This window comes from uncultured Rhodospira sp. (assembly GCF_937138205.1).
GTDB lineage: Bacteria > Pseudomonadota > Alphaproteobacteria > Rhodospirillales > Rhodospirillaceae > Rhodospira.
Genome location: NZ_CAKZOT010000114.1, coordinates 72,079 through 98,385, shown reverse-complemented (window position 1 = coordinate 98,385; position 26,307 = coordinate 72,079). Strand labels below are relative to the sequence as shown.

Genomic DNA, 26,307 nt, shown 5'->3' with positions numbered 1-26,307 from the left:
CGCGAACCCATGAGGGACACGTCGAGCAGGGCCGGCCTGATCGCCGGCATCCCGTCAGGCGCTGTTTCGGCGGCGCGCGCGGTGTGGCGCGACCTGTCGCGGCGGCACATCCCGCTGGCGGTGAATCTGTTCACCATCATGGCCGCGATGACCCTGGTCGTGGTGCTCGCCCTGACCGGATTCACCATATTGGAGGGGCGCAGGGTCGCCCGCGACACCGGCCAGGCCCTGTCCCGGGAACTGACCGCCAAGGTCGCCCACCATGTCGAGACGCTGTTCGCGCCGGCCGCCGTGCTGGCGGACCTGTCGGCGTCGCTGCCGGAGATTGCCCGCCTGCCCGATCTGCTGGTCCACCCCATGGGCTGGTACATCATGCAAGCGCTGGAGGCGAACCCATCGCTGTACTCCGCCTACATGGGCTATCAGAACGGGCAGTTCTATCAGATCATCGCCGTTCCCGAGCAACCGACCACCGCCGCCGAGAAAAAGCGGTACGCCAACGCCGTGCGCGTGAGCCACGGGGCGCCGCCCGGAACCCGGTTCATCCACCGCACCATTTTGACGCGGCCCGCCGGCGGCGGGATCCAGATTTGGCTGTTCCTCGACCGGGAGCGGGCTCTTCTCGGATCGCGCGTCGAGGATGCGCCCACCTACGACCCCCGCGCGCGCCCCTGGTACACACAGGCCCGCGAACGGCATGGCACGGTGATGACCGAGATCTACGCCTTCGCCAGCCTGGGGGAGCCCGGCATCACCATGGCGCGTCCCTTCGACGGCGACGTGGCCGGTGTGTTCGGGGTTGACCTGACCCTGGCCTCTATCGCCGACTTCCTGGCGGCGCAAAGCCTGTCCCCGAACGGACGCATCCTGGTCGCCACCACGGGCGGCCGGATCATCGCCTACCGTGGCCCGGACGGCTTGCGGACCGGGGCGGAATACGTGCGCGGACGGCCGTTGGGCCTGAGCGACCTGGGGGATCCCGCCATCCTGCGGGCCTTGTTTGCCGCCCGGGGCACGGCCGACGTCGAACTCGTCCGGATGCAGGAGTCGGACCAGTCCATTCTGGTGCGCCGCATAGACGTGTCGATGCCCGGAAACCGCGATCTCGTGATCGCGCTGGCCGCCCCGCTGACCGACTACACCGGCCCCGTCGACGGCCTGATCCTGAAAAGTCTGGTGTACGCGCTGGCGGTGGCGCTGCTCGGTATTCCCGTGATCTGGCTGATCGCCCGCCGCATGTCGCGGGCGCTGAGTGCCTTGGCCGACGATGCCGGGCGCATCCGCAATCTGGAACTCGATCATCCGGTGCGGGTGCGCACCATCATCAAGGAGATCCATGACCTGGCCGGCGCCCAGCGGACCATGAAGGAGTCGCTGCGCACCTTCGGCCTGTTCGTCCCCAAGGATCTGGTGCGCCAGATCGTGGCCGCCGGCGGCTCGGCCGAACCGGGCGGGCAGCGCCGCGAACTGTCGGTGCTGTTTACCGACATCGCCGACTTCACCACCCTGTCGGAGACCACGCCGCCGGAGGACCTGATGGTCCGCACCTCGCGGTACTTCGAGGAAATGACGGTCGCCATTGCCGCTCATCAGGGCACCGTGGACAAGTTCATTGGCGACGCCGTCATGGCCATCTGGAACGCCCCCAGCGACTGCGACGACCACCCCGCCAAGGCGTGTCTGGGCGCGCTGGAGGCGCGCGCCCGCGTGGCCGCGTTCAACGCCGATCTGGTGGCGAACGGGTACCCGCCCTTCCGCACCCGGTTCGGTCTGCACGTGGGCGAGGCGGTGGTCGGCAACGTCGGGTCGTCCTTCCGCATGGACTATTCGGCGCTGGGCGCGGCGATCAACATCGCCTCGCGCATCGAAGGCCTGAACAAGATGTTCGGCACGGAGATCCTGGTCTCCGATGCCGTGGCGGCCCGTGTCTCCGACCGGTTCGTGCTGCGTCTGGTGGACCGCGTCCAGCCGAAAGGCGCGTCCGAGGCGGTCGGCGTCCATGAACTGCTGGGCGTGCATCCGCGCGCGGCGGACCGCTGCCCGTTGCCGTCGGTGGACACCGAAACCGTGGCCTTCGCCGCCTGCTGGAACGAGGCCCAGGTCTGGCTGCGTCGCGACCGGGACTGGGCGCGGGCGCGCGACGCCTTCGCCGACCTGGCCGCCGAGCGGCCTGACGATCCCCTGGCGGCACATTTCCGCGACCTGACGGCCCGGCTCGCCGCCGATGCGGACGCCGCCGCGCGGTGGGTCGACGTCCGCAAAATGGAGCAGAAGTGATGGCCGGCCGACCGATCGACCGGCGCGCCTGCCTGCGCCATCTCGTCCGCGCCGGCGGCTGGGCGGCCCTGGGCGGCGCGGTGGCCCGCAAGGGCCATGCCGGTGTCCCGGACACTCACGCCCCCCTGCGCCTGCTGACCTCCGAGACCGACGACAGCCGCGTGGTCGTGATCCGCTATTTGCTCGACGTCCAGGCGACGCTGACCGGCCAGCCGCCCGTGGACCTTGAGCCCGTCAATGAACTGGACCTGGTCGCGCGGATGCGGGCCGCCCGCCAGCCCGGCAGCGGCGTGACCATGCCCCACATCATCAACACGGGGGCGGATACCCTTCTCGCCCTGGATGCCGAGGGTCTTCTGAGCCCCGACGGTGACGGCCTGCTTCAAGTTCTGGGGACGGAGACGTTCGAGCCAGGATCTCTGGCCGCCCTGCGCCGGCCCGACGGGGCCATGGCGGCGATTCCGTTTCATGGCTGGCCGCAGATCATCTGGACGCGCCGGGACTGGCTGATGGAGGCGCACGGACTGGCGCCGCCGCGCACGCTGGACGACCTGCGAAACGCGGCGCGGGTCCTGCACGATCCCGACAGGGGACGGCGCGGCGTGATCCTGGGTACGACCGGAGACTTCTATACCCAGCAGTGCTTCATGATGATTGCCCGGGCGCTGGGCGGCGGCGTGCTCAGCCAAGACCCCGAGGCTGGCCCGACGCTCGCCACGCCGGAGATGGTCGCGGCGCTGGAGGTCTATGCCGACCTGGCGAGGCACGCCGGGCCGGGCGCTTTGACGTGGCGGGCGCGCGACTACTACCTCCAGGGTCGCGCCGGGCTTCTGTTCTACTCAACCTTCCTGATGGACGATCTGGCGGTGCCAGGCGTGGCCGCCAACTCACTGACCGGAAAGCACTTCCCCGACCTGGACGGCGCCGCGTTCGACCCGAACCTGGTCAGGAACACCGCCATCGTGGCCACGCTCGACGGACCGGTCCCCGGCCACATCGGCGCGTTCTCGTCGATCAACGGCCTGGGGCTGACCGGCACGGGCGACGCCGCCACCCGCGCCGCCGCACGCGCCCTGGCGCTGTTCCTGTTCCGGCGCGACGCCTATATCGCCTGGCTGCACATGGCGCCCGGCGGCATGATCCCGGTGGTGCGCCGCGTGATCGATGACGATGCGTTCATGCGCGACCGGTTGGGCGTGTTCCAGACCTTCGGCCGGGCCACGGCGCGGCACCTCGCCTCGGCGCTGGGGGTGCCGTCGACGTTCTCGACGGTCGGGTCCGGCCGCGATGCCCACGCCGATCCGCGCGCCGGGGCGCTGTATGCCGACGGTGTGGTCGGCCGCATGGTCACGGCCGTCCTGGAGGACTCCGCCACGCCGGCCGGGGCGGCCTGGCGTGCCCAAACGGAAGCCCAGGCCCTGCTCGACAGGATCGGGCGCGACCAGCCACGACACGGCCCGTGAACGGCCCGTGTCTGATCCGCCCTAAGCGCCCCACACGAACGGCCCCACGCCGTCGCCGGAGGCGCGGGCCACCCGGCGGCTGCGCCTGCGCACCAGCCGGGTATGGCTGCGCTGCACATGCTCCAGCATCTGGCGCAACAGCGTGGCCATCGGCAGCCATGTGGACGCCGCCGTCAGGTCGGTGCAGTCAAGGTCCTGGGTCCACTGCTGGACCGCGAAAAAGAGCGAATCCACCTCGGTCAGCGGGCTTTCTTCGCCGGCGATCCGGTCCGTGCCGAACACCTTGGCGCCGTGGGCGTGCACGAAGACGCGGTAGGCGTCGACCTCCTGCACCAGGAACGCGGCCTCGCCAAGGATGGTCTGCCGCGACGCCTCCCGCTTCTGAATGGTGTGCGAAAGGTTTCGGATCCGGGCCACGATCCGCATCTGATGCATGTTCAACGTGTTCACCAGTTCGGCGGTCTGGCGCGACGGTGTCTCATCCTTGGGGCTGTCGGCCGCAGCCCGTTTGGGCAAGGTGAACCGCATGACGGTGCCGCCGTCCGGGTTGTCGTCGATGGCGATCGTTCCGCCGTGTCGCTCGACGATCTTCTTGCACAAGGCCAGACCGACCCCGGTTCCCTCCTGGCTCTCGAAACCATCCAAACGCTGGAACACGCCGAACACCGCGTCGCGCTTGTCGGCCGGGATGCCGGGACCGTTGTCCATGACCGACAGGACCCAGCCCCTGTCGCCCTCGTCCGCGCAGGCGATCGTCACCTCGGGGGTGCGCGCGGTGGGGACGAACTTCACGGCGTTGCCGACCAGGTTCTGGAACAGGCGCACCAACTGCGACTGATCGCCCGTCACCACCGGCAAATCATCGGGCACCATGACCACGGCCTGCCGTTCCTGCACCCGGGCGCCCAGGTTCTGCAGGGCTTCGGTGGCCACCGAGGCCAGGGGCACCGGTTCCGCCTCGATCTCGGTGGTTCCGACGCGGGAGTATTCCAGCAGATCCAGGATCATGGCGTTCATGCGCCGGGCGCCGTCGCGGGCGAAGGCCATCCACTCGCGCATCTGCGGATCGATGTCGGTGCCCAGCCGCCGCTCGATCAGCCCCAGGAAACCGCCCACCATGCGCAGCGGCTCGCGCAGATCATGCGAGACGGCGTAGGCGAACTGGGTCAGGTCGGCGTTGGAGCGCGCCAATCGCGCCTCCAGCCGGGCATGGTCGGTGATATCATGCAGCACACAGTGGCACCGCACGAAGCGGCCGTCGGCGTCGCGCTGGACGGCCCCCGTGACCTGCACCGTCACCTCTGAGCCATCGGCCCGCGCGAGGTGGAGATCGCCGCTATGCGTCGCACCCTCCAGCAACGCGGCGGTCTGGCGCGCGCCCTCGTTCCCCTCTGTCGCGGCCAGGAAGCTTGCCAGCTCATGCCCGATGACGGCGGCCCGGTCGGTGCCCACCAGCGCACAGAACGGCCCGTTCGCCTCGACAATGCGGCCGTCCGACTCCAGGGCCACATAGGCCACCGGCGTGTTTTCGTGGAACGCGCGGAACCGGGCCTCGCTGTCGCGCAGGGCCTGCTCGACGGCCTTGCGGTCCGAGATATCCACGTTGGTTCCCACCAGCCGCAAGGCGCGGCCGTCGCGGCGCTCGACCACCCGGCCGCGCGATTCCACCCAGATCCACCCGCCCGCGCTCGTCTGGTAGCGCACCTCCAGACAGAGGTCGTCTCCGCCCACCAGCTGCGGCCCGACCCGGTCCCACAGAGTGGCCGCGTCCTCGGGATGCATGAGGGCCAGCCAGTCGTCGAAGGACAGTGCGCCGTCCTCGCCCGGCAGCCCCAGCATCTCGAAGAACCCGGCGTCGACGTCGAACACGCCGGCCTTCAGGTTCAGGTCCCAGGTCCCGTATCGCAGTTCGCGCGCCACCCTGCGATAGCGGTCCTGAATCGCGCGCAACGTCTCTTCCCGCCGGATCCGGTCCGTGACGTCCATGATCACGCCGTGCCACAGCACGCTGCCGTCCGGCAGGCGCTCCGGCTGCGAGCGGCCTTCGACCCAGATCGTCCCCTTGGTCGGATGGGTCACCCGGTACTGCTCGTGCCAGATGGTTAGGGTGCGCGCCGAGTGCAGAACCGACTCCATGACACGGTCGACATCGTCGGCGTGGATCACGGCGGCGACCGGCAGGGCGTCGTCGCGGACCTGGTTGGGTGTCAGGCCGTAGATCTCTTGCAGACCATCACTGGCATAGGGAAAGGTCGAGCGGCCATCCGGCCAGAGTCGGTACTGGTACAGCGCGCCCGGCACCTGCGCGGCCATGCGGGACAGGCGGCTCTCGGCGGCTTCGACCTGGCGCGTGCGATCGGCCAGGGCCTGCTCGGCCCAAGCCTTTTCCGCCCGCGCCCGGGCCTCGGCCATCCCCCGACGGGCGATCTCCTGGGCCATGGTCCGCAGCAGGCGCTGCACGGAAGCGATGCGGCACTCCTCGACCACGGGCAGGGCGGCGACGGCAGCCGCGTAGGCGTCACGCGGGAACCCGTAGCGGACACGGATAGCCTCGAACGCCGCCGGATCGGGCGGCGTCGCGCAGAACTGCCCGATCATCAGGTTGGCCAGATGCAGGCCGTCCACCTCGATGCGGCTGACGCATTTGGTCAGGCCGAAGGGACAGGTCAGGACCACCGAGTCCTCCTCCCCGCCAAGGCGGTGCGCGGCCTCGTGGGTGCTGTCGAGGCACGCCTGGCGGCTGTCGGGATGGCTGTGCAGGTGCATGGTGCAAAGCTGTTCGCCGGCGGAATGGGCGAGCAAAGTGCCGTCGCACGTGGTCACGGCGGCCGACAGGCCGGTGGCCGCGCGAAGGTCGTCGAGCAGTTCGGTCAGACCGTCGAAATCCACGCACGCCAGGATATCCGCACCCGACAAGCACGGTTCGGCGTCCCGCGGGCCGGATACAGCAGGATCGCAACGGAGGGGCTCGGCCTCCGTGCTTTGGTCGGACCGCCGCACCGGTGCGCGAGGATCGACGAAATCGGATTGCATTGAATGCGATGCCTTTCACACCAGGCTCGCATGAGAATAGCCGAGCGGCCTGGATCCGCGCAAGATGGCTGGAAGTCATGTGCTTTTTGGCGACTGCTCCACATTTGGCAAACCCGGCGCAATGATTCGTGCGGGCGACGATCGATCTGTCCGGGCCACGACGGGGGCGGGCGAGACACGTTCGCGGACCGTCGACGTCGTTGCGTGTCTAAGGCTTATTCACTTGGCTCCGGTAGAAGCGCGATCTGGTGAGACGGGGTCGCGTTGCGGCACAACATGCTGTGCTCGCCGGAGCCAAGTGAATAAGCTGGGCGCGTCTTATGGCAGATGCGCTGTGTACCTTTTGTCCAGGTTCGATGTCCTGTGCTATAGGGGGAACCGTTTCAGCGCAGGCCTGTTTGCGGAACGGTCGGGCCGCCGAACGGAGGCGGTCGGCAGGGACCCGGGCGAACGCGCCGCGGTCAGAGGGAGAAATTCATGGAACGCGAAGCGATGGAATTCGATGTGGTGATCGTGGGCGCCGGGCCGTCCGGGCTGGCGGCGGCGATCCGCCTGCGCACGCTGGCCGTGGAAAAGGGGAACGAACTCAGCGTCTGTGTGCTGGAAAAGGGCTCCGAGGTGGGCGCCCATATCCTGTCCGGTGCCGTCATCGAACCCCGCGCGTTCGACGAACTGATCCCTGACTGGCGCGACAAGGGCGCACCGTTGGATCAGGCGGCGGGCGACGATCGCTTCCTGTTCCTGACCAAGAGCCGGGCCATCCGTCTGCCGGCACCGCCGCAGATGCACAACAAGGGCAACTACATCGTCAGCCTGGGCAACGTTTGCCGCTGGCTGGCCGAGCAGGCCGAAGCTTTGGGCGTCGAGGTCTACCCCGGCTTTGCCGCCGCCGAGGTGCTGTACAACGAGGAGGGCTCGGTCAAGGGTGTCGCCACCGGCGCCATGGGCGTGGGCAAGGACGGCCAGCCGACCGAGCAGTTCGAGCCGGGCATGGAACTGCACGCCCGCCAGACCATCTTCGCCGAGGGTTGCCGGGGCTCGCTGACCAAGGGCCTGATGACGCGGTTCAACCTGCGCGAGGGTGTGCAGCCGCAAACCTACGGCATCGGGCTCAAAGAGTTGTGGGAGGTGGACCCCTCGGTCCACAAACCGGGTCTGATCGAGCACACCATCGGCTGGCCGGTGCCCCGCGACGTCTACGGCGGCTCGTTCCAGTATCACTTCGGCGAGAACTTGGTGGCCGTCGGCTTCGTTGTCGGCCTCGACTACAAGAACCCGTACCTCAGCCCGTTCGACGAGTTCCAGCAGTTCAAGACTCACCCGGCCATCCGGCCGACGTTCGAGAACGCCCGGCGCATCGCCTACGGCTCGCGCGCCCTGGCCGAGGGCGGCTGGCAGTCGATCCCCAAGTTGTCGTTCCCCGGCGGCGTGCTGGTGGGCGATACGGCCGGCTTCCTCAACGTGCCCAAGATCAAGGGCACCCACACCGCCATGAAGTCCGGCATCCTGGCCGCCGACGCCGTGTTCGCGCACCTGACGGCCGACACGTCCGGCGCGGTCGCCGGTTACCAAGAGGCCGTGAACACGTCCTGGCTGGGGCAGGAACTCAAGAAGGTCCGCAACATCCGCCCGTCGTTCAAGTGGGGGATGTGGGGCGGTCTGGGCTATTCGGCGCTGGAGGCGTATGTCTTCCGGGGCGCGGCGCCCTGGACCCTGGGCCACCACGAGGACCACAAGGCGCTGAAGAAGGCGGCCGAATGCACGCCGATCGAATATCCGAAGCCGGATGGCAAGCTGACCTTCGATCGGTTGTCCTCGGTCTACCTGTCGAACACCAACCACGAGGAAAACCAGCCGTGCCACCTGACCCTGAAGGACGACAGCGTGCCCACGCGCATCAACCTGGCGGAGTTCGCGGGGCCGGAGGCGCGGTTCTGCCCGGCCGGGGTCTATGAGTTCGTCGAGGACCAGCCCGGCGCCGGCCAGCGTTTGCAGATCAATTTCCAGAATTGCGTGCACTGCAAGACGTGCGACATCAAAGACCCGACGCAGAACATTCATTGGGTGGTGCCGCAGGGCGGTGACGGTCCGAACTATCCGAACATGTGACGGGCCGAACATGTAACGGACCGCCCCCCGCACCGCCCACACTTGCGAAAAGGGAACCAGGCGCTTGAGCGATGACAGGACCTTGGGGACTGTGACCCAGGCGGCGGGACGCACCCGCCCAGGCGGAGCCCGCACCTTCACGCGCGCGGCGGCGGTGGCCGTGACGCTCGCGTTGGCGCCCGCCGCCTGCGCCCAGCCGACGCCCCCGGTCGATCCAGAGGCCGGCGCGACGGTCCTGGCCGCCGGCCCTGACGGCGTCTCCTCGCCCAAGCCGCGCGAGCCGGAGCGGGGGGACGACGAGGCGGCCGCCTCCGGCCGTGCGCTCGGCCACTATCTGGCCGGCCGCGCCGCCCAGCACGCCAACGACATCCCGGCGGCGGCCCGCCACTATGCGGCGGCCATGGATGGCGACCCGGACAACCCGCTGCTGATGCGACGGGCCTACTACTATCTCGCTGCCGATGGTCGCTTTGAGGAGGCGGTCTCGGTCGCCCGGCGGACCCTGGAGGCCCTGCCGGACGAGGATTTCGCGCCGCTTCTGCTGGCCACCGACGCCATGCGGCGGGGCGCGCCTCGGGAGGCCGTGGCTCAGTTGGACTCCGTGGAGCCGCGCGGTCTGAACGGTCTCTTGCAGCCTCTGACCGCCGCCTGGGCGCATCTGGCGGCGAACGGGCTGGACCCCGCCCTGGACGCCCTGGAGCCCGCGCGCGGCCTGGTCTCGGCCCGCCGGTTGGTGGACCTGCACGCCGCCCTCCTGTCCTGGGTGGCCGGCGACGACACCCAGGCGCTCGACCGCCTGGACGCGTACCTGGACGAGGGACCGCCGGACAACGCCCGGCCGCTGGAACTGGTGGCCATGATGCTGGTCGACCTGGACCGCCTGGACCAGGCCCGCGAGCTGATGGACGCGTTCGCGGCCGGTGGCCCCGTGCCGCTGGTCATTTCCGACCTTGCCGACCGGCTTGAGGCCGAGGGGGCCTCGGCCATGCCGACCCTGGTGTCGGACGCCACCGAGGGCTTCGCCGAGGCCCTGTACCACACCGGGCTGGTGCTCAATCAGGGGCAGGGCTCCGAGACCGGGATCCTCCTGACGCGCCTGGCCCTGGCCGTGAAACCGGACTTCCCCCGCGCCACGCTGGCCATCGCCGAGACACTGCGCCGCCTGGACCGGTTCGAGGCCGCCGACGCCGTCCTGGCGGGCATGGACACCAGCGGGGAACCGGCCCTCGACTACGTCGTGCAACTCTACCGGGCCGAGAATCTGGAGAACCTCGATCGCATCGACGAGGCGCTGGGGCGGTACGATGCCTTGGCGGCGGCGCATCCCGACCAGGTGGAGCCGCTGGTCGACAAGGGCGACCTGTTGCGCCGCAACGACCGCTTCGCGGAGTCCGCCCAAGCCTACGGCCAGGCCGTGGAGCGCATGGACGATGACGACCCCATGCTGTGGGCCGTGCTGTACCGGCGCGGCATCGCCTTTGAACGGTCCGGCGAATGGGACAAGGCCGAGGCCGACTTCCTGCGGGCGCTGGAGATGGAACCGGATCAGCCGGAGGTTCTGAACTACCTGGGCTATTCGTGGCTGGACCGGGGCGAGCACATCGAACGCGCCGTCGCCATGATCAAGGACGCCGTGCGCCAGCGGCCCGATGACGGCTATATCGTCGACAGCCTGGGGTGGGGGTATTACCTGCTCGGCCGTTACCAAGACGCCGTGCGAAAACTGGAACGCGCGGTTGAGTTGCGTCCGCAGGACTGGACCATCAACGACCACCTGGGCGACGCCTACTGGCGCGTCGGTCGGCGAACCGAGGCCCGGTTCCAGTGGGAACGGGCGCTCAGCCTGGAACCGGACGAGGACAAGGTTGAGGCGATCGAGGCCAAAATTGCCGACGGCCTGGAGCCTGACGGCCGCGCCGCGCGGGAGTCCAGCCGGTGAGCTACAGCCCGATCCCGGCGGCCGCGCCGATCCGCCTGGCCGCGCCGGCCAAGGTTAACCTGCATCTGCACGTCATCGGCCGGCGGCCGGACGGCTATCACCTGCTGGACAGCCTGATGGCCTTCGCCGGCGTGTACGACGTGGTGACCGTCGAACCGGCCGAGGACCTGTCGCTGCGGATCGACGGGCCGCACGCGGCGGCCCTGGGCGGCCTCGACCCCGACGACAACCTGATGATGCGGGCCGCACGATCGCTGGCCGAGGCGGCCGGGGTGGAAGCGCGCGCGCGCCTGACCCTGACCAAACGGCTGCCGGTGGCTGGGGGCATCGGCGGCGGCTCGGCCGACGCGGCGGCCACCCTGCGGGCGCTGTACCGGCTGTGGAGGCTCGACCTTGATGACGAGGCCATGCTTGCCCTGGCGCTGACCCTGGGCGCCGACGTGCCGGTCTGCCTGTACGGCCGCGCCGCCAACGTCGGCGGCATCGGCGAGGTGCTGGCGCCGGCCCCGGCGCTGCCACCGGTGCCGCTGGTGCTGGTCAATCCCGGCGTGCCGGTGTCGACGCCGGAGGTGTTCAAGCTGCGCTCGGGGGCGTTTTCCAGGCCGGCGCCGCTGCGCGACGCCCCGGTCAACGCCTTCGCCCTGGCCAATGATCTCGCGGTGCGCCGCAACGACCTGGAGGCGCCCGCCCGCACCCTGTGCGACGAGGTGAGCGACGCGCTCGCGGTGCTGACGGACCAGGAAGGCGCGCTTTTGACCCGCATGTCGGGCAGCGGCGGCACCTGCTTCGCCCTGTTCGCCCAGGAGGCGGAGGCCGAGCAGGCTCGGGCGCAGATCGCCGCGATCCGGCCCGACTGGTGGGTGGTCCGCACCCACTTGGTGTCCGACGCGCGCGCCCTGGACGTGCGGGGGTGATCATCCTTCCCGGGACATGGCTATCGCCTCCCGAGAGTCCGCGCGTCCTGCGGACACTTCGGGGGTGACAATGAGGTTTTCTGTCATCCCTCTACACCCGGAAATACTTCGCCTGCGGGTGTAGGACGACGATGGCGGAGGTGGACTGTTCCGGCACCAGTTCGTCCTCGTCGGTCAGGGACAGGCCGATCCGGTCGGCCCCCAGCAGCTCCAGCAGGGCGTGCTGGTCGGCCAGGTTGGGGCAGGCCGGATAGCCGAACGAATAGCGCGAGCCCCGGTATTCCTGCTTGAACAGGCCCTCGATGTCGCGGGCGTCCTCGCTGGCGTAGCCCAGTTCGCCCCGGATGCGCTTGTGCACCACCTCGGCCAGGGCCTCGGCCATCTCGACGCCGATGCCGTGCAGGTACAGATAGTCCTTGTACTTGTTGTCGCCGAACCACGACCGCGCGACCTCAGACACGCGGTGGCCCATGGTCACCGCCTGCAAGCCGATGACGTCGCGCACCGGATCGCTGATGTCGCGGAAGAAGTCAGCGAGGCAAAGGCCCCCCGGCCGGTCCTGCCTCGGGAAGGCGAAGCGGGCGACCTCGGTCGTGCCGTCCTCGTCGAACAGGACCACCGTGTCGCCGTCGGCGGCGGCCTTCCAGTAGCCGTACACCGCCTGCGGCTTGAGAATGTCCTCCTCGACGCAGCGGCGCGCCATGTCGTGGAAGATCGGGCGCAGTTCCTTGGCCGCCCACGCCTTCCAGTCGGCCAGGGTGCGGCCGCTTTTCTTCATGCCCCATTGGAACTGATAGAGCGTGTTCTCGTTCACGTAGGGCACCAGGGTCTTGACCGCGATGGAGGTTTCCAACACGCGCGAGCCCCAGAACGGCGGCGTCGGTGGTTCGACCCCGGCGTGCAGTTCCTGGCGACGCAGGCGGATTTCCTCGGCCTCCACCGGGCGGTTGGTGCGCTCGCGGTCCTCGGGCGGCACGTCCATGGCGTCGTCGTTGACCGCCTTGCGGCGCGACGGCCGGCCGGCGCGTTTTTCCCGCACCTCGTCCAGGTAGCCGTCGAAGCCGCCCTCCATGACCTTGCTCATCAGGGTCAGGCCGTCGAAGGCATCGCGGGCGTAGGCCACCCGCCCCTGCCCGCCTTCATAGGCGGCCACGCAGTCCTGTTCGACGAACGCCCGTGTCAGCGCGGCCCCCCCCAGGAACACCGGGATGTCCCAGCCCTCGCGCGACATCTCGGCAAGATTGTCCTTCATGATGACGGTGGACTTCACCAGCAGGCCGGACATGCCGATGGCGTCGGCCTTGTGCTCGCGCGCCGCCGACAGAATGGAGGCGATCGGCTGTTTGATGCCGATGTTGATGACCTTGTAGCCGTTGTTCGACAGGATGATGTCGACAAGGTTCTTGCCGATGTCGTGCACGTCACCCTTGACCGTGGCCAGGACCATGATTCCCTTCTCCTGGCCCTCGATCTTTTCCATGTGCGGTTCCAGGTGGGCCACGGCGGCCTTCATGGTCTCGGCTGATTGCAGCACGAACGGCAACTGCATCTTGCCGGCGCCAAACAACTCGCCGACCACCTTCATGCCGCCCAGCAGGAACTCGTTGATGATCTTCAGCGGTTCGTGCGTCCGCATCGCCTCGTCCAGGTCGGCGTCGAGCCCCTGGCGGTCGCCGTCGACGATGCGCTGTTGCAGGCGCTCCTCGACGCTGGCCGGGCGTTCCTTCTTCTTCTCGGTCTCGGCCGAGCGGTCCTGGAACAGGGCGATGAAGGCCTGCAGCGGGTCCTCGCCGCCCTCCTCGCGCCGGTCGTAGATCAGGGCCTCGGCGGCCTTCACCTCGGCCTCGGGGATCTGGTGCAGCGGCTTGATCTTGGAGATATGCACGATGGCGGCGTTCATGCCGTTGCGCTGGGCGTGGTCCAGAAAAACCGAGTTCAGCACGTGCCGCGCCACCGCCTTCAGCCCGAAGGAGATGTTCGACAGCCCCAGCACGATCTGGCAGTCGGGCAGCGCCTCGTGAATCAGGCGGATGCCCTCCAGGGTCTCGATGCCCAGCTTGCGGTCGTCCTCGTTGCCGGTGCAGATGGTGAAGGTCAGCGGATCGAACAGCAGGTCGGAGGCCGGCAGGCCATGTTGGTTGACGGCGAAGTCATAGAGCCGCTGGGCGATCTCCAGCTTCTTCTCGGCCGTCTTGGCCATGCCGTCCTCGTCGATGGTCAGGGCAATGACGGCGGCGCCGTGCTTGCGCGCCAGTTTCAGGCGCTCGGCGGCGATCTCCTCGCCGTCCTCGAAGTTGATCGAGTTGATGATGGCCTTGCCGCCGTACAGCTTCAGGGCGGCGTCCAGCACCGGCGTTTCCGTGCTGTCGAACACCAGCGGCACATTGACCTGGCCGCGCAGGCGGGTGACCACCTCGGTCATGTCGGACAGTTCGTCGCGGCCGACGAAGGCAGTGCAGACATCGAGCGTGTGGCTGCCGTCCTTCACCTGATCGCGGGCGACGCCGACGATGGCGTCCCAGTCCTCGGCGTCCTGCAGCTCGCGGAATTTCTTCGATCCGTTGGCGTTGCAGCGCTCGCCGATGGACAGGATGGCGTTTTCCTGGCGCAGCTCCACGCGCGAATACAGCGAGGCGACGGAGGGCACCCAGACCGTGGTGCGCGCTTGGGCGGCGGGGCGGTGGGCGCCGTCGGCGGCGGTCTCCCGCAGCATGGCGTCGATGGCGGCGATGTGGTCCGGTGTGGTGCCGCAACAGCCGCCGACGATGTTCACCTTGTCCTCGGCGATGAAGCGACGGTGCCAGTCGGCCAGCTCGCGCGGCGTGAGCGGATAGAAGGTGGCGCCGTCGCGCAGTTCGGGCAGGCCGGCGTTGGGTTGCAGGCTGATGCGCCCGCCCCAGTTCTCCGACAGCCAGCGCACGTGCTCGGCCATCTCCGCCGGGCCGGTGGCGCAGTTCAGGCCCATGGAGTCCACGCCCAGCGCCTGGGCGACCGTGGTGGCGGCGCCGATGTCGGCACCGACCAGCAGTGTGCCGGTGGTCTCCACCGTCACCTGCAGGAAAATCGGCACGCCGGGCCGGTTCTGGCTGATCCGGGCGGCCTTGGTGCCGTTGATGGCCGCCTTGAACTGCAAGGGGTCCTGGCAGGTCTCGATCAGCACCCCGTCGCAGCCGCCGGCGATCAGGCCCTCGGCCTGGGTGGTGAAGGACATCTCCAGGCTGTCGTAGTCGATATGGCCAAGGCTGGGGAGTTTGGTGCCCGGGCCGATGGAGCCCAGCACGAAGCGGCGGCGGCCGTCGGTGAAGCTCTCCGCCGCCTCCCGCGCCAGTTCGACCCCGCGCTTGTTGATCTCGAACGCCTGATCCTGAAGCTCGAACTCGGCCAGGGTGACGGGCGAGCCGCCGAAGGTGTTGGTCTGCACCATGTCCGAGCCGGCCGCGTAATACTGGCGGTGGATGTCGCGCACCACGTCGGGACGGGACAGGCTCAGGACCTCGGTGCAGTTCTCCTTGCCCCAGAAGTCCTCCTCCAGCGACAGGGGCAGCGCCTGCACCAGCGAGCCCATGCCGCCGTCGCACAACAGAACATGCCGGGAGAGATGGTCGAGAAAGTCGCTCATGGGTGACGCCTGCGAATGGAGGTGGACCAGTCTGTAGGGCGGGCTCGCCCGCAGGGCAGCCCGCCATCCGTCGGATCAACGGTGCGCTGCGCGCCGCGTCGCGGCGCGCGAGCGCACCCTACGGGACACGCGGTCACGCCTCGGCCATCGCCGGCGAGGGCACCGGCATGGGCGGCCGCACGCCCAGCACGTGACAGATGGCATAGGTCAGATCGGCGCGGTTGAGGGTGTAGAAATGGAACTGGTCGGCACCGGCCGCCGCCAGTGCCCGGCACTGCTGCGCGGCGACCATCGCGGCCACCAGCTTGCGGGTGTCCGGGTCGTCGTCGAGACCGTCGAACGTCTCCGCCAGCCACTGCGGGATGCTGGCCCCGCACATGCCGGCGAACTTGGTCACGGTGGCGAAGTTGCTGACCGGCAGAATGCCCGGCACGATCGGCACCGTGATGCCGGCGGCGGCGGCGCGGTCGCGGAAGCGGTTGAACACGTCGACGTCGAAGAAGAACTGGGTGATGGCCCGCGTCGCCCCGGCGTCGACCTTGCGCTTCAGCGCATCAAGGTCGGCTTGCGGACTGGCGGCCTCGGGGTGCGGTTCCGGATAGGCGGCGACGCTGATCTCGAAGTCGGCGACCTTTTTCAGGCCCTCCACCAAGTCCGCGGCGAAGGGATAGCCGCCCGGCGTCGGTCGGTAGACCCCGTCGCTCTCCGGCGAATCGCCCCTCAGCGCGACGATGTGGCGGATGCCGGCGTCCCAGTAGCGCCGCGCCACCTCGTTTACCTCCTCGCGGGTGGCATCGACGCAGGTCAGATGCGCGGCCGCCGACAGCGACGTTTCGCGGGCGATGCGGGCCACGGTGTCGTGGGTGCGTTCGCGCGTCGAGCCGCCCGCCCCGTAAGTGACGGACACGAACGCCGGGCCGAGGGGCTCCAGCCGTTTGACGGCGGCCCACAGGGTCTCGGCCATCTTTTCGGTCTTGGGCGGAAAGAACTCGAACGAAACCTTCACACGATCGGGCAGGCGGCTACACAACGGCAGGGCAGAAACGAGATCGCTGGTGGTACGGGGGTCGTGGGTCACGCGGCGTGCTCCTTGCTGGGGGAGTCGTCGTTGGCTTTGGGGGTCTGGTCTTCGTCCGGCCGGTGGGCCAGCCACAGGGTCACGGTCAGCGCGCCGCCCGGCAGGTCCAGCGCCTCGGCCACCGTCAGGCCGGCGTCGGCGCACCAGGCGGCGACCTCGTCGTGGGAAAAACCAAGGCGGCGGTGCTGGTGGCGGTCGCGCAGGTCTTCCAGGTCGTGGGGCGCGAAATCGACGATGGCCAGCCGCCCGCCGGATCGCAGCACGCGGGCGCACTCCCGCACCGCCTCGGCCGGGCGTTCCAGATAGTGCAGCACCTGGTGGACGGTGACCGCGTCGCGCGAGGCGTCCTCGCACGGCAGGTGGTAGAGGTCGCCCAGGCGCGCCTGACAGTGGGATGCGCCGGCCGCGTCCAGATTGGCGCGCGCCACCGACAGCATCTCGCGGGACAGATCGATGCCCAGCCCTTCACGGATGTGCGGCGCATACAGGCCCAGCAGGCGGCCGGTGCCGGTGCCCACGTCGAGCAGGTCACGCACCGACTCGGGTGGCAGGATGCCCAACAGGGCCTGCTCGACACGGGCCTCGTCCACATGCAGGCGGCGCAGGTCGTCCCATTGCGCCGCGTTGGCATTGAAGTACGCCTGGGCAGCTTCGGCGCGCGCGCGCAGGATCTCGGCGTGGCGATCCCGGTCGCGCACCAGTAGCGAGTCCTCCTCCGGCAGCAGCGCGGCGATCGCGCCGGCGACCGTGGCGCCAGGCCCGTGTCCGGCGAGGCGATAGAACACCCACGATCCCTCGCGGACGCGCTCAAGCAGACCAGATTCGCACATGACTTTCAGATGCCGCGAGACGCGCGGTTGGCTGAGGCCGAGGATGGAAACCATCTCGGTCACCGTCAGTTCACCGCGCGCGCACAGGGCCAACAGCCGCAGGCGGGTTTCCTCTCCCGCCGCGCGCAGACCACCCAGCACTTGGTCCATGGTCAGGGTCATCGGATGGCCTGATCCCGCTGTGTCCGGCGGAGGAACCCGCTGGCTCGATTGGCATCCACATATAAAGATATCTTTATATGAAGACAAGCCATCATGCGCCGGCCGGGCGGAATGGGCGGCTGTGGGTCGTGTTTCGTTTTGGCTGTCGTGCCTGATGCCCCCCTGACAAGGGACGCGCCTAACCCCACTCTATCGGTCCGTACAAACGGGTTAGGCAAAATTCGCATATGATATGTAAGGCTATGCCGACACATTGCGATGGACGGTGCCGCTCATCATGGTACGATTTTCTTCGCGAGGTCGGTTTGGGTCGAGGTCATGGGCAAAGACCCCAGGGCCAGAAACGCCCAGCCAACGGGATTGAGCGCAATCTTGTGGTTGCGAAGTTCGCCACAGGCAAAGCTAAAGACGTGCGTGACGGCACGTTCGTTGACAAGGTTTGGAGCGAGCACACTGGCACTCGTGCCGGCAAAGACCGCTTTTTGGCTTGGGAGCGGAGCGCGATTGCGCAGAAGGCCGCGAATGGGAGGTGGAGATGAACGCTGTGGCGCCCATAACGCGGCCTCGATGGGATTTGGCTGAACGGACAGCGGAAAACCTATCAAAGGCATATAGTCGCCCCCCAGTTCCTGTTCTGGAGATCGCGGAACAGAACGGAGTCAATGTCGTATTTGCAGACTTTGGGAAGCACTCAGAGACGGTGTCTGGTTTCTGCGACTTCAAAATGGGCCGTCTTTACGTGAACCCGAAAGACAGTACAGAGCGGCAAGCGTTCACCATGGCCCATGAACTCGGGCACTGGCTGTTGCACAGAAACGTTTTTTTGGAAAATCCTGATCTTTACCCCGTTTTGCCGCGCTTCCACCAGCCGGACAAAACCGATCCCCTTGAGAAGGAGGCGAACAAGTTCGCGGCCTGCCTTCTTGTGCCGAGAAATCTTGTCATGCCAATAAAGGATGCTCCTGTTTCTGTCCTTGCCGAAATTTTCGGAGTTTCGCGAACAATGATGGAATTCAGGCTCCGCGATGTCTAGCGAGGCCGGAGCAAATCAAAGCCTGCCTCGCGCCGACGACGTTTTGGCAGAAATCGGGGAAAACGACGACTCGGCTGCTGACGAGCTGTCGAAATACGAACGCCGCTATATTGAGGAGTATAGTGAAGCGTCTATATTGTCAGAGTTAAGATATGCTCACCTCATAGGACTTCACGACCACTATGAGCACAAGGGCCGGTGGTCGTGGTTCTTGATGTTACTTCTGTTTGGTATGGTATTTTTTCAATGGGTTCTCTTGTGGTTTGTGGGAGAAGGCTGGTGGGATTTTACAGCGTATGAATGGTTGCTGCCCGTCGTTTTAGTCCAAAATCTAGGACAGATCATTGGCCTTGCTGTTATTGTGGTGAGGTCTCTGTTTAAAGATATGTTTGATGTGAAAAGAATACTTAGCAACACCAAAAGCTAACTTTTCTTTCGATGCAGTGCAGCATATCCTGCGAACGTGCATCAAATGCGCTCGCGAGAACATTTTCCAAAATGGGCGTTGGGCATATCAACTGAAAACTCCTCTCCGTTGAGAGAGAAGCGATTCCCTGGCTCTCTTCGGCCAATAAGGTTCGGCCCCGGTGGATTTCACAAGCGCGCACCCCGTGGATTCGCGATGCGATCCGTGCTAGCCAAGCCGTGGACACCGTATCCCCTCCGTCTGGCCCAGGTTCAGCCCTGATTGGGCGGCAGGCTGACCCATGATCCGCCATCGGCCCTGGGCCACCGAGCGCCGCGCCACCCACAAACGCCCGCCACCCCCCAAACGAACGAGAGCGCCATGACATCGATTCCGTTCCCGTATCGCCTCATCGGTTGGCTGCGCGCTGCCGTGCTGACCGCCGCCCTGATCCTGGCGGCGCCCGCGGCCGGGCTGGCGGCGAACCTGCCCGACGAACCCGATGCGTTCATCATGGCCGTCTCCGACCGGGCCATCGACGAAATCCTCACCCCAGACATCTCGACGGAGGCCCGCATCGGCAAGTTCGAGGCCCTGCTGGAGGATGCGTTCGACCTGGAGGCCGTCGGCCGCTTCGTCGTCGGCCGCGCCTGGCGGGCGGCCACCGACGAGGAACGGCAACGCTTCCTCAAGCTGTTCAAGGATTTTAACGTCTTCAACTGGGGCAGCCGGTTCGACGAGTACGGCGGCCAGCGGTTGAACGTCACCAATGTCGTTCCCGACGGCGACAAGGGGTACTTCGTCGAGACCCGGATCGGCGACCAGGACGGCAAGCCGTTCATCGTCACCTGGCGGCTGCGCAAGCGGGACGAGGGGCTGCGCATCGTCGACATCTCGGTCGAGGGGATCTGGATGTCGCAGACATGGCGGTCGGAATACGCGGCCGTGCTGAAGGAAACCGGGGGCCTGGACGGCCTCAACAATACCCTGGAGGACCGCGTGGCGGAGATGCGCGCCAAGAGCGACCTGTAGGGAAGTCTGCCGGAACCACGTTGATCCGAACCGCCGCGCGCCCCATGTTGGGGGGAGACCGGCGGCACGCCGCCGGACCAGCCTCCAAGGAGGACGTTATGTCTGGCAACGTGGGGGGACACCCCAACAGCAACGGCGCCGACATGAACACGGCAAGCCTGCTGCGTCTGGGTCTGTTCGGCTCCGTCGCCTTTTTGATCGCATCGACATTGCCCCAGGACCTGATGGCCGCGTCCCTGAGTTCGCTGTTGTGGGTCGGGGCCATGGTGTCGGCCCTGGTGGCGGCCCTGCTCGGGGATTCGCTGCGCGCGCGGCACCTGACGCGATGGGACGAGGCGGCGGTGCTGATGCTGGCCAGCATGGTGCTCGGCTTCTTCGTCGACACGCAGGCCGTGATCTCCCAGGTCGAGACCATGCGCGGTTGATAGGTCGCGGTTGATAAGTCGCGGTTGATCAGGCGCGGCTGGTCAAGCGCGGCGGATCATGTCTCCGCCGCGACCCGCGCCAACAGGGTGGCGTTGCCGCCCGAGGCCGTGGTGTCGATGCTGAGCGCGCGTTCGTGCACGAACACGGCGGCGTCGGCGGGATCGTCGGCCAGCGGCACCAGCGGGCCGTCGCGCTCGGCCAGCGCCTGACGCCAGGGCCGCGCCGTCTCCGGCGCCGCGCCGCCGAGCGCAACCACCGCCAGGTGGGGCGCGTCGCGCAGGCTCTGCGGCACCGGCCAGCCGTTGAGCGTCGCCAGCGGCGCGTCGGTCCCGGCCAGCCCGGCCCTGAGCGGAGCCAACAGACCCTCCGGCCCCACCACGGCGCAGCCGACGGCCAGCGCGGTCAGCGCCTGGCGCACGGCCGGCGTCTGGGCCGCCGTGCCGTCGCCCAGGCACAGCACCACGCCGCGCGGACGCAGGCTCAGCGTGTTGGCTTCTCCGGTCGGCCCCGGCAGTGTGACCGGTCCGGGATCAGGGACCGTGGCGGCGTCGAGCGCGGCGCGGGCGACGCCCCCCAACGCGGCCCCTTCCAGCGCCGCCAGCGCCCCCCGCAGCACCGCCACACGGTCGGCGCGCCGCGCCCAGGCCGGCCAGGCGTGGGCCGCCGCCTCCAGGGCGCCGCGCAGCCGGTTCGGCCCGACCGAGGGATGGGACACGGGCTCGGCCCCCGGCACATCCTCGGAGACGCGGGTGAACCGCGTCAGATAGTGCGGCCCGCCGGCCTTCGGTCCCGTTCCTGACAGGCCCTCGCCGCCGAACGGCTGCACCCCGACGAGGGCGCCGATCTGGTTGCGGTTGACGTACTGGTTGCCGACGTAGGCGGCCTCGGTGACCTGACGCACACGTTCCTCAATGCGGCTGTGCAGCCCCAGCGTCAGGCCGTAGCCCTGGGCGTTGATGCGCGCCACCAGGTCCCCCAGGCCATCCGCCGGATAGGTCACCACGTGCAGGACGGGACCGAACACCTCCCGCGTCAGGTCCTCCAGCCGGTCCAGCCGCAGTGCCACGGGGGCCACGAACGACCCGCCCTCGGCCGCGACCGGCACGCGGTGGATCAGCCGCCCCTGTGCCTCCAGCGCCGCCACATGGCCCTCGATGCCGGCCTTGGCCTCGGCGTCGATGACCGGGCCGACGTCCGTCGCCAGCGCCCACGGATCGCCCACCGCCAGCATGTCCATGGCTCCCGTGAGCATGGTCAGGGTGCGTTCGGCGATGTCCTCCTGCAGGCACAGCACCCGCAGCGCGGAACAGCGTTGACCGGCGCTCTGAAAGGCGCTGGCCAGGATGTCGCGCACCGCCTGCTCGGGCAGGGCGGTGGAGTCGACGATCATGGCGTTGAGCCCGCCGGTCTCGGCGATCAGGGGTGCTGAGGCGTTGCCGGTGCGGGCCATGGCGGCCTGGATCGCCCGCGCGGTGTCGATCGAGCCGGTGAAACACACCCCGCCGATGCGCGGATCCGCCGTCAGGGCGCCGCCGACCACCGCGCCGTCCCCCGGCAGCAACGCCAGCGCGTCCGCCGGCACCCCGGCCTCGCGCAGCAGGTCCACGGCGCGCGCGGCCATCAGGCAGGTCTGTTCGGCCGGCTTGGCGATCACCGTGTTGCCGGTGACCAGGGCGGCGGCGATCTGGCCAGTGAAGATGGCCAGCGGGAAGTTCCACGGCGAGATGCAGACGAACACCCCCCGCGCGGTCCGGCCCGCCGGCAACTCCCGCGCCCGGGCGGCGTAGTAGCGCAGGAAGTCCACCGCCTCGCGCACCTCGCCGACGCCGTCGAGCTGGTTTTTCCCGGCTTCGCGCGTGGCCAGGGCCATCAGCTCCGGCATGTGCGCCTCGTACAGGTCGGCGGCCCGCTCAAGGATCGCCGCCCGGTCGTCCACGGGCCGGCCTGACCAGCCGGGCAGCGCCGCCAGCGCGCCGTCGACCGCCAGCCCCGCCACGTCCGGACCCGCGTCATAGACCGTCCCGACCCGATCCGAGGGATCGGCGGGGTTGGTCACGGGGCGGGCAAGACCGTCGTGGGCCCCAAGCCCGATCAGCGGCCGCGCCTCCCACTGGTGGGCCTTGAAGGGCGCGCGTGCGGTCTCCAGCGCCTCCACCGCCACGGGATCGGTCAGGTCGAGCCCCCGGCTGTTGCGCCGGTCGGCGCCGTACAGCGCCGGCGGCGGCGGCACGGCCGGGTGCGGCAGGCTGTTCAGCCCGTCCACGACCGCGACCGGGTCCTGGACCAGAGTCTCGACCGGCAGATCCTTGTCCAGGATCTGGTTGACGAAGCTGCTGTTCGCCCCGTTCTCCAGGATCCGCCGCACCAGATAGGCCAGCAGATCCTCGTGCACCCCCACCGGCGCGTAGATGCGGCAGGGGCGACCGTGGCGGGTGCGCACCAACTCGTGCAGGTTCTCGCCCATGCCATGCAGGCGCTGGAATTCGTAGCTGGTGTCCGAGCCGGCCAACGCCAGCACCGTGGCGATGGTGCGGGCGTTGTGGGTGGCGAACTGCGGATAGACGCGGTCGGCCCGCGCGATCAGCCGCTTGGCGCACGCCTGAAAGGCCACGTCGCTGGCCGCCTTGCGGGTGAACACCGGATAGCCGTCCAGGCCCAGCACCTGGGCGCGCTTGACCTCGGCGTCCCAGTAGGCGCCCTTGACCAGCCGCACCGTGATGCGCCGGTCCAGCGCCTCGGCCAGCGCGATCAGCGCCTCGATGGTGGGCAGGCCGCGCGGCCCGTAACTCTGCACCACCACGCCGAAGCCGTCCCAGCCGGCGAGGTGGGGATCGGACAGCATGGCCTCGATCACGTCCAGCGAGAGGTCGAGCCGGTCCTGTTCCTCGGCATCGATGGTCAAGCCGACATTGGCCGCCTTGGCCATACCGCAGAGGTGGCGCACGCGCGTGATCATCTCCGGCAGGCAGCGGGCGGCCTGCGGCGCCTCGTAGCGGGGATGCAGCGACGACAGCTTGATGGAAATGCCCGGGTTGTCGACCACGTCGTCGTGGTGGGCGGCGGCGGCGATGCGCTGGATGGCGCCGACATAGCTGTTGAAGTAGCGCTCGGCGTCGGCGGCGGTGCGCGCGGCCTCGCCCAGCATGTCATAAGAGTAGGTGTACCCCTTGGCCTCCAGGGCGCGGGCACGCTCCATGGCGGCGTCGATGTCGCGGCCGAGCACGAACTGGCGGCCCATCAGCTTCATGGCCTCGCCGACGGCGGCGCGGATCACGGGTTCGCCCAGGCGGCGGACGGACCCGCGCAGGGTCTCCATGACCTCCCAGCCGGCGCCACCCTGGCGCAGCACCCGTCCGGTCAGCATCAGGCCCCAGGTGGAGGCGTTCACCAGCGCCGAATCGGAGTGCCCCCGGTGGCGGCTCCAGGCGGCCGGCGCCAGCTTGTCACGGATCAGGGCGTCGATGGACAGCGTGTCGGGCACGCGCAACAGGGCCTCGGCGAGGCACATCAGCGCCACGCCTTCCTGGTTGGTCAGGCCGTATTCGGCCAGCAGCGATTCCATCAGGCCGGGTGAGGTGTCCGCGCGCAGGGCCTCCACCAGGGCGCGGGCCTCGGCGGTGACACGGGCGTTGGCGTCGGTGTCGAGCCGCGCCTGGTCCGCCAGCCCGCGCACGGTGGCGGTCTCGTCGGTCACCAGGGTGGCCGCGCGCGCGGCGGCGCGAGCGGCGGTCACGGCGTCGGCGTGGTCCATGGCGGCCTCCGCTTCTTCTGTCGGTGGTGGCGGCGGACGAGTCCGTTTCGTCCACCGGTCTGCCCCGGCCCGTCTTGAACCCCCGACTCTTATCGCCCCTCGCGCCACCAGGCGAGTCCCAGCCCGCCAAGCACCAGCAGCAGACCCAGCCACGGCGGCAAGAGCGCCGCCTGATCGACGCCGACCACCCGGTAGGCGTCGCTGTCGCGCAGGCCGATCCAGCCGGGACCGGCGGTGGCGCGGCCCTCGGCGACCCGGCGTACGGTGGGCGGCCCGTCCGTCGCCAGCCAGTGGACGCCGCCGCCGCTGGCCTCGACCAGAGGCGCCAGCGCCTCAGGCGTGGCGGTCACCTCGTCCGTCTCGCGCGGGTTGGGCGTGCCGGCCACGGCCATGGCGACCAGCGTGCCATCGTTCAGGGTGTGCACTCCCGGCGCGGCGTCGGGCAACGTGGCCACCGCGCGCCCATCGCCCTGATCGACCAGGTCCAGCGTGTGCGTGGCGCCCAGGGGATCGGTCACCCTGACTTGGTCGGGCATCGCCGCCGGGTCCAGGCCGCGCCGGGTGACCTCCAGCCCGTCGCCCACCATATCGGCGCGCAGGGACTCCTCCTCCAACTCCGGCTCCTTCATCAGCCAGTGTGCCACGCGGCGCAGCATGTCGGCCTGCGGTCCGCCGCCCTCGAATCCCTTGGCCCACAGCCAGACCGTATCACTGAGCAGAACGCCGACCCGCCCCTCGCCCGCTCGGGCCAGCACCAGGGCCGGCCGCGCGCCGGGTCCGGTCAGCAGCGTCTCGCCGCCGGTGGCCGATGCCTCCACCAGCCGCACCCACGGCCCCCACGCGGGCGCCGCGTCGGGGTCCGCCGGCAGCCCGGGCAGGCCGCCCGTGACCGGATGGCGCCGGCCGACGGGGGTCGGCAGCGGGCGAAACGCCTCGTCGATGACCGCCCGGGTCGGCACCATGGGCAACACCTCGGCCAGGGCGCTGTCGTACAGGCTGAGCGCATCGGCGAACTCCGGCCCCACGGCCAGCAGCAGCGCACCGCCGCGCCGCACGGCATCGGCCACGTTGGCCAGATAGCCCGGCGGCACCAGCCCGCGCCGGCTGTAGCGATCGAAGATGATCAGATCGAAATCGTCCAGGCGCTGCTCGAACAACTCGGCCACGGGAAAGGAGATCAGCGCCAGTTCATGCAGCGGCGTGGAATCGTCCTTGTGCGGCGGCCGCAGGATGGTGAAGTGCACCAGATCGACGTTCGGGTCCGCCTTCAGCAGATTGCGCCACACCCGCTCGCCGGCGTGCGGCTCGCCCGAGATGAGCAGCACCCGCAGCCGGTCGCGCACGCCGTTGATGGAGATGGCGGCGCGGTTGTTGAGTGGCGTCACCTCGCCCTCGATGCGACCGGCGCGCAGATCGAACACCGTGTCGCCGGCGTGCTCCAACGCCAGGGTCACCGTCCCGGCCCGGTTGGCCGGCACGGTGACCATGCCGGCCGGCAGGCCGTCGCGCGAGACGTTCAACAGGACGGGTGTGCCGTCCGGCAGCGACGGGTCGAGCAGACGCACCGTCGCCTCCATCTCGCGGCCAACCAAGCCGTAGCCCGGCGCTGCCTCGACCACCAGCCGGCGGTCGACCTCGTCCGGTCGCCCGGTCAGCAGCACATGCAGCGGCGCGGCGAGCGTTTGCGCGTCCAGCGTGTCGGCGTCGTGCACACGGCCATCGGTCAAGGCGATCACCCCGGCGCGGCGCGCCGGCGGCACGTCGGCCAGGGCCCCGCGAACGGCCGACAGCAGGCGCGTGCCCCGGTCGGCGCCGTCCTCGGTCACGTGGACCACGCGGACCTCCAGGTCGGGTTGGTCGCCCAGGGCCTCGCGCACCGCCGCCAGGGCCGCCACGGTGCGGGCCGTCCGGCCGTCCAGCCGGTTGGAGGCGCTGTCGTCCACCGCGATCACCGCCACGTCGCTCAGCGGCTCTCGTTCCTCCACCACACCCTGCGGGTTGGCCAGCACCAGCAGCAGCGCCGCCCCGGGCAGGATGCGAACCAACGCACCGCGCGCGCGCCGCCACACGGCCAACGCGGTCAGCACGGCCAACACCACCGCCAGCGCCCCCAACAGGACCGGCGGCACCAACGGCGCGAAGGCGATGTCGATCAGGGCGGTCATGGCGAGGGGCTCTTGGGACGGCTCATGGGCGGCGCGGACTCTGGAGGGATCGGAGGCAACTCTTGCTCTC

At 69.0% G+C, this 26,307-nt stretch carries 15 protein-coding genes; 9 read left to right on the top strand and 6 right to left on the bottom strand.

Features of this window, described 5'->3' with window-relative positions; translation table 11 throughout:
- The first annotated feature begins 9 nt into the window (after positions 1–9).
- Together Q0309_RS17840 and Q0309_RS17835 are read left to right on the top strand one after the other, a co-directional pair.
- The gene (locus Q0309_RS17840; RefSeq protein ID WP_299444504.1) at positions 10–2,277 is read left to right on the top strand and encodes an adenylate/guanylate cyclase domain-containing protein; all 2,268 of its coding nucleotides are present in this window, start codon (positions 10–12) and stop codon (positions 2,275–2,277) included.
- Positions 2,277–3,740, top strand: coding sequence for an extracellular solute-binding protein (locus tag Q0309_RS17835; protein ID WP_299444502.1), 1,464 nt, complete (start codon positions 2,277–2,279; stop codon positions 3,738–3,740). Before Q0309_RS17840 ends, Q0309_RS17835 begins: the two co-directional genes overlap by 1 nt.
- A 21-nt stretch (positions 3,741–3,761) precedes the next feature.
- On the opposite strand, the gene Q0309_RS17830 is transcribed toward Q0309_RS17835, so the two are convergent.
- Complete coding sequence (locus Q0309_RS17830) at positions 3,762–6,629, bottom strand: PAS domain-containing protein (protein ID WP_299444500.1); 2,868 nt, start codon at positions 6,627–6,629, stop codon at positions 3,762–3,764.
- A gap of 621 nt (positions 6,630–7,250) precedes the next feature.
- Here Q0309_RS17830 and Q0309_RS17825 point away from each other — a divergent pair.
- From Q0309_RS17825 to Q0309_RS17815, 3 genes are all read left to right on the top strand, one after another.
- Positions 7,251–8,882 (top strand): electron transfer flavoprotein-ubiquinone oxidoreductase, encoded by a 1,632-nt coding sequence (locus Q0309_RS17825; protein WP_299444498.1) that lies wholly within the window; start codon positions 7,251–7,253, stop codon positions 8,880–8,882.
- Between the two features lie 64 nt (positions 8,883–8,946).
- Positions 8,947–10,821: a tetratricopeptide repeat protein gene (locus Q0309_RS17820; protein WP_299444496.1), complete on the top strand. Its 1,875-nt coding sequence runs from the start codon at positions 8,947–8,949 to the stop codon at positions 10,819–10,821.
- A complete protein-coding gene (locus tag Q0309_RS17815) occupies positions 10,818–11,735 on the top strand; it encodes a 4-(cytidine 5'-diphospho)-2-C-methyl-D-erythritol kinase (RefSeq protein ID WP_299444494.1) in 918 nt (305 codons plus the stop codon). The genes Q0309_RS17820 and Q0309_RS17815 overlap by 4 nt, the downstream gene beginning before the upstream one ends.
- A gap of 91 nt (positions 11,736–11,826) precedes the next feature.
- Here Q0309_RS17815 and metH read toward each other — a convergent pair whose 3' ends face one another.
- The 3 genes from metH to Q0309_RS17800 form a co-directional block, all read right to left on the bottom strand.
- Positions 11,827–15,354: a methionine synthase gene (gene metH, locus Q0309_RS17810; RefSeq protein ID WP_299444492.1), complete on the bottom strand. Its 3,528-nt coding sequence runs from the start codon at positions 15,352–15,354 to the stop codon at positions 11,827–11,829.
- Between the two features lie 133 nt (positions 15,355–15,487).
- Positions 15,488–16,384: a methylenetetrahydrofolate reductase gene (gene metF / locus Q0309_RS17805; protein ID WP_299444569.1), complete on the bottom strand. Its 897-nt coding sequence runs from the start codon at positions 16,382–16,384 to the stop codon at positions 15,488–15,490.
- 44 nt (positions 16,385–16,428) lie between these two features.
- On the bottom strand, positions 16,429–17,424 hold the full coding sequence (locus Q0309_RS17800) for a metalloregulator ArsR/SmtB family transcription factor (RefSeq protein ID WP_299444490.1): 996 nt from the start codon (positions 17,422–17,424) through the stop codon (positions 16,429–16,431).
- 535 nt (positions 17,425–17,959) lie between these two features.
- Here Q0309_RS17800 and Q0309_RS17795 point away from each other — a divergent pair.
- The 4 genes from Q0309_RS17795 to Q0309_RS17780 all read left to right on the top strand — a co-directional run bounded on the left by Q0309_RS17795 (position 17,960) and on the right by Q0309_RS17780 (position 20,320).
- Entirely contained in the window at positions 17,960–18,457 is a 498-nt protein-coding gene (locus Q0309_RS17795; RefSeq protein ID WP_299444488.1) for an ImmA/IrrE family metallo-endopeptidase, read from the top strand.
- Positions 18,450–18,884, top strand: coding sequence for a hypothetical protein (locus tag Q0309_RS17790; RefSeq protein WP_299444486.1), 435 nt, complete (start codon positions 18,450–18,452; stop codon positions 18,882–18,884). The genes Q0309_RS17795 and Q0309_RS17790 overlap by 8 nt, the downstream gene beginning before the upstream one ends.
- A gap of 360 nt (positions 18,885–19,244) precedes the next feature.
- Positions 19,245–19,895, top strand: coding sequence for a phospholipid-binding protein MlaC (locus Q0309_RS17785; RefSeq protein ID WP_299444484.1), 651 nt, complete (start codon positions 19,245–19,247; stop codon positions 19,893–19,895).
- A 98-nt stretch (positions 19,896–19,993) separates the two neighbouring features.
- Positions 19,994–20,320, top strand: a complete 327-nt coding sequence (locus Q0309_RS17780) for a hypothetical protein (protein WP_299444482.1) — start codon at positions 19,994–19,996, stop codon at positions 20,318–20,320.
- Positions 20,321–20,376: 56 nt separating this feature from the next.
- Here Q0309_RS17780 and putA read toward each other — a convergent pair whose 3' ends face one another.
- Complete coding sequence (putA, locus tag Q0309_RS17775; protein ID WP_299444480.1) at positions 20,377–24,072, bottom strand: bifunctional proline dehydrogenase/L-glutamate gamma-semialdehyde dehydrogenase PutA; 3,696 nt, start codon at positions 24,070–24,072, stop codon at positions 20,377–20,379.
- Positions 24,073–24,161: 89 nt separating this feature from the next.
- Positions 24,162–26,237, bottom strand: coding sequence for a hypothetical protein (locus tag Q0309_RS17770; protein ID WP_299444478.1), 2,076 nt, complete (start codon positions 26,235–26,237; stop codon positions 24,162–24,164).
- Positions 26,238–26,307 lie beyond the last annotated feature (70 nt).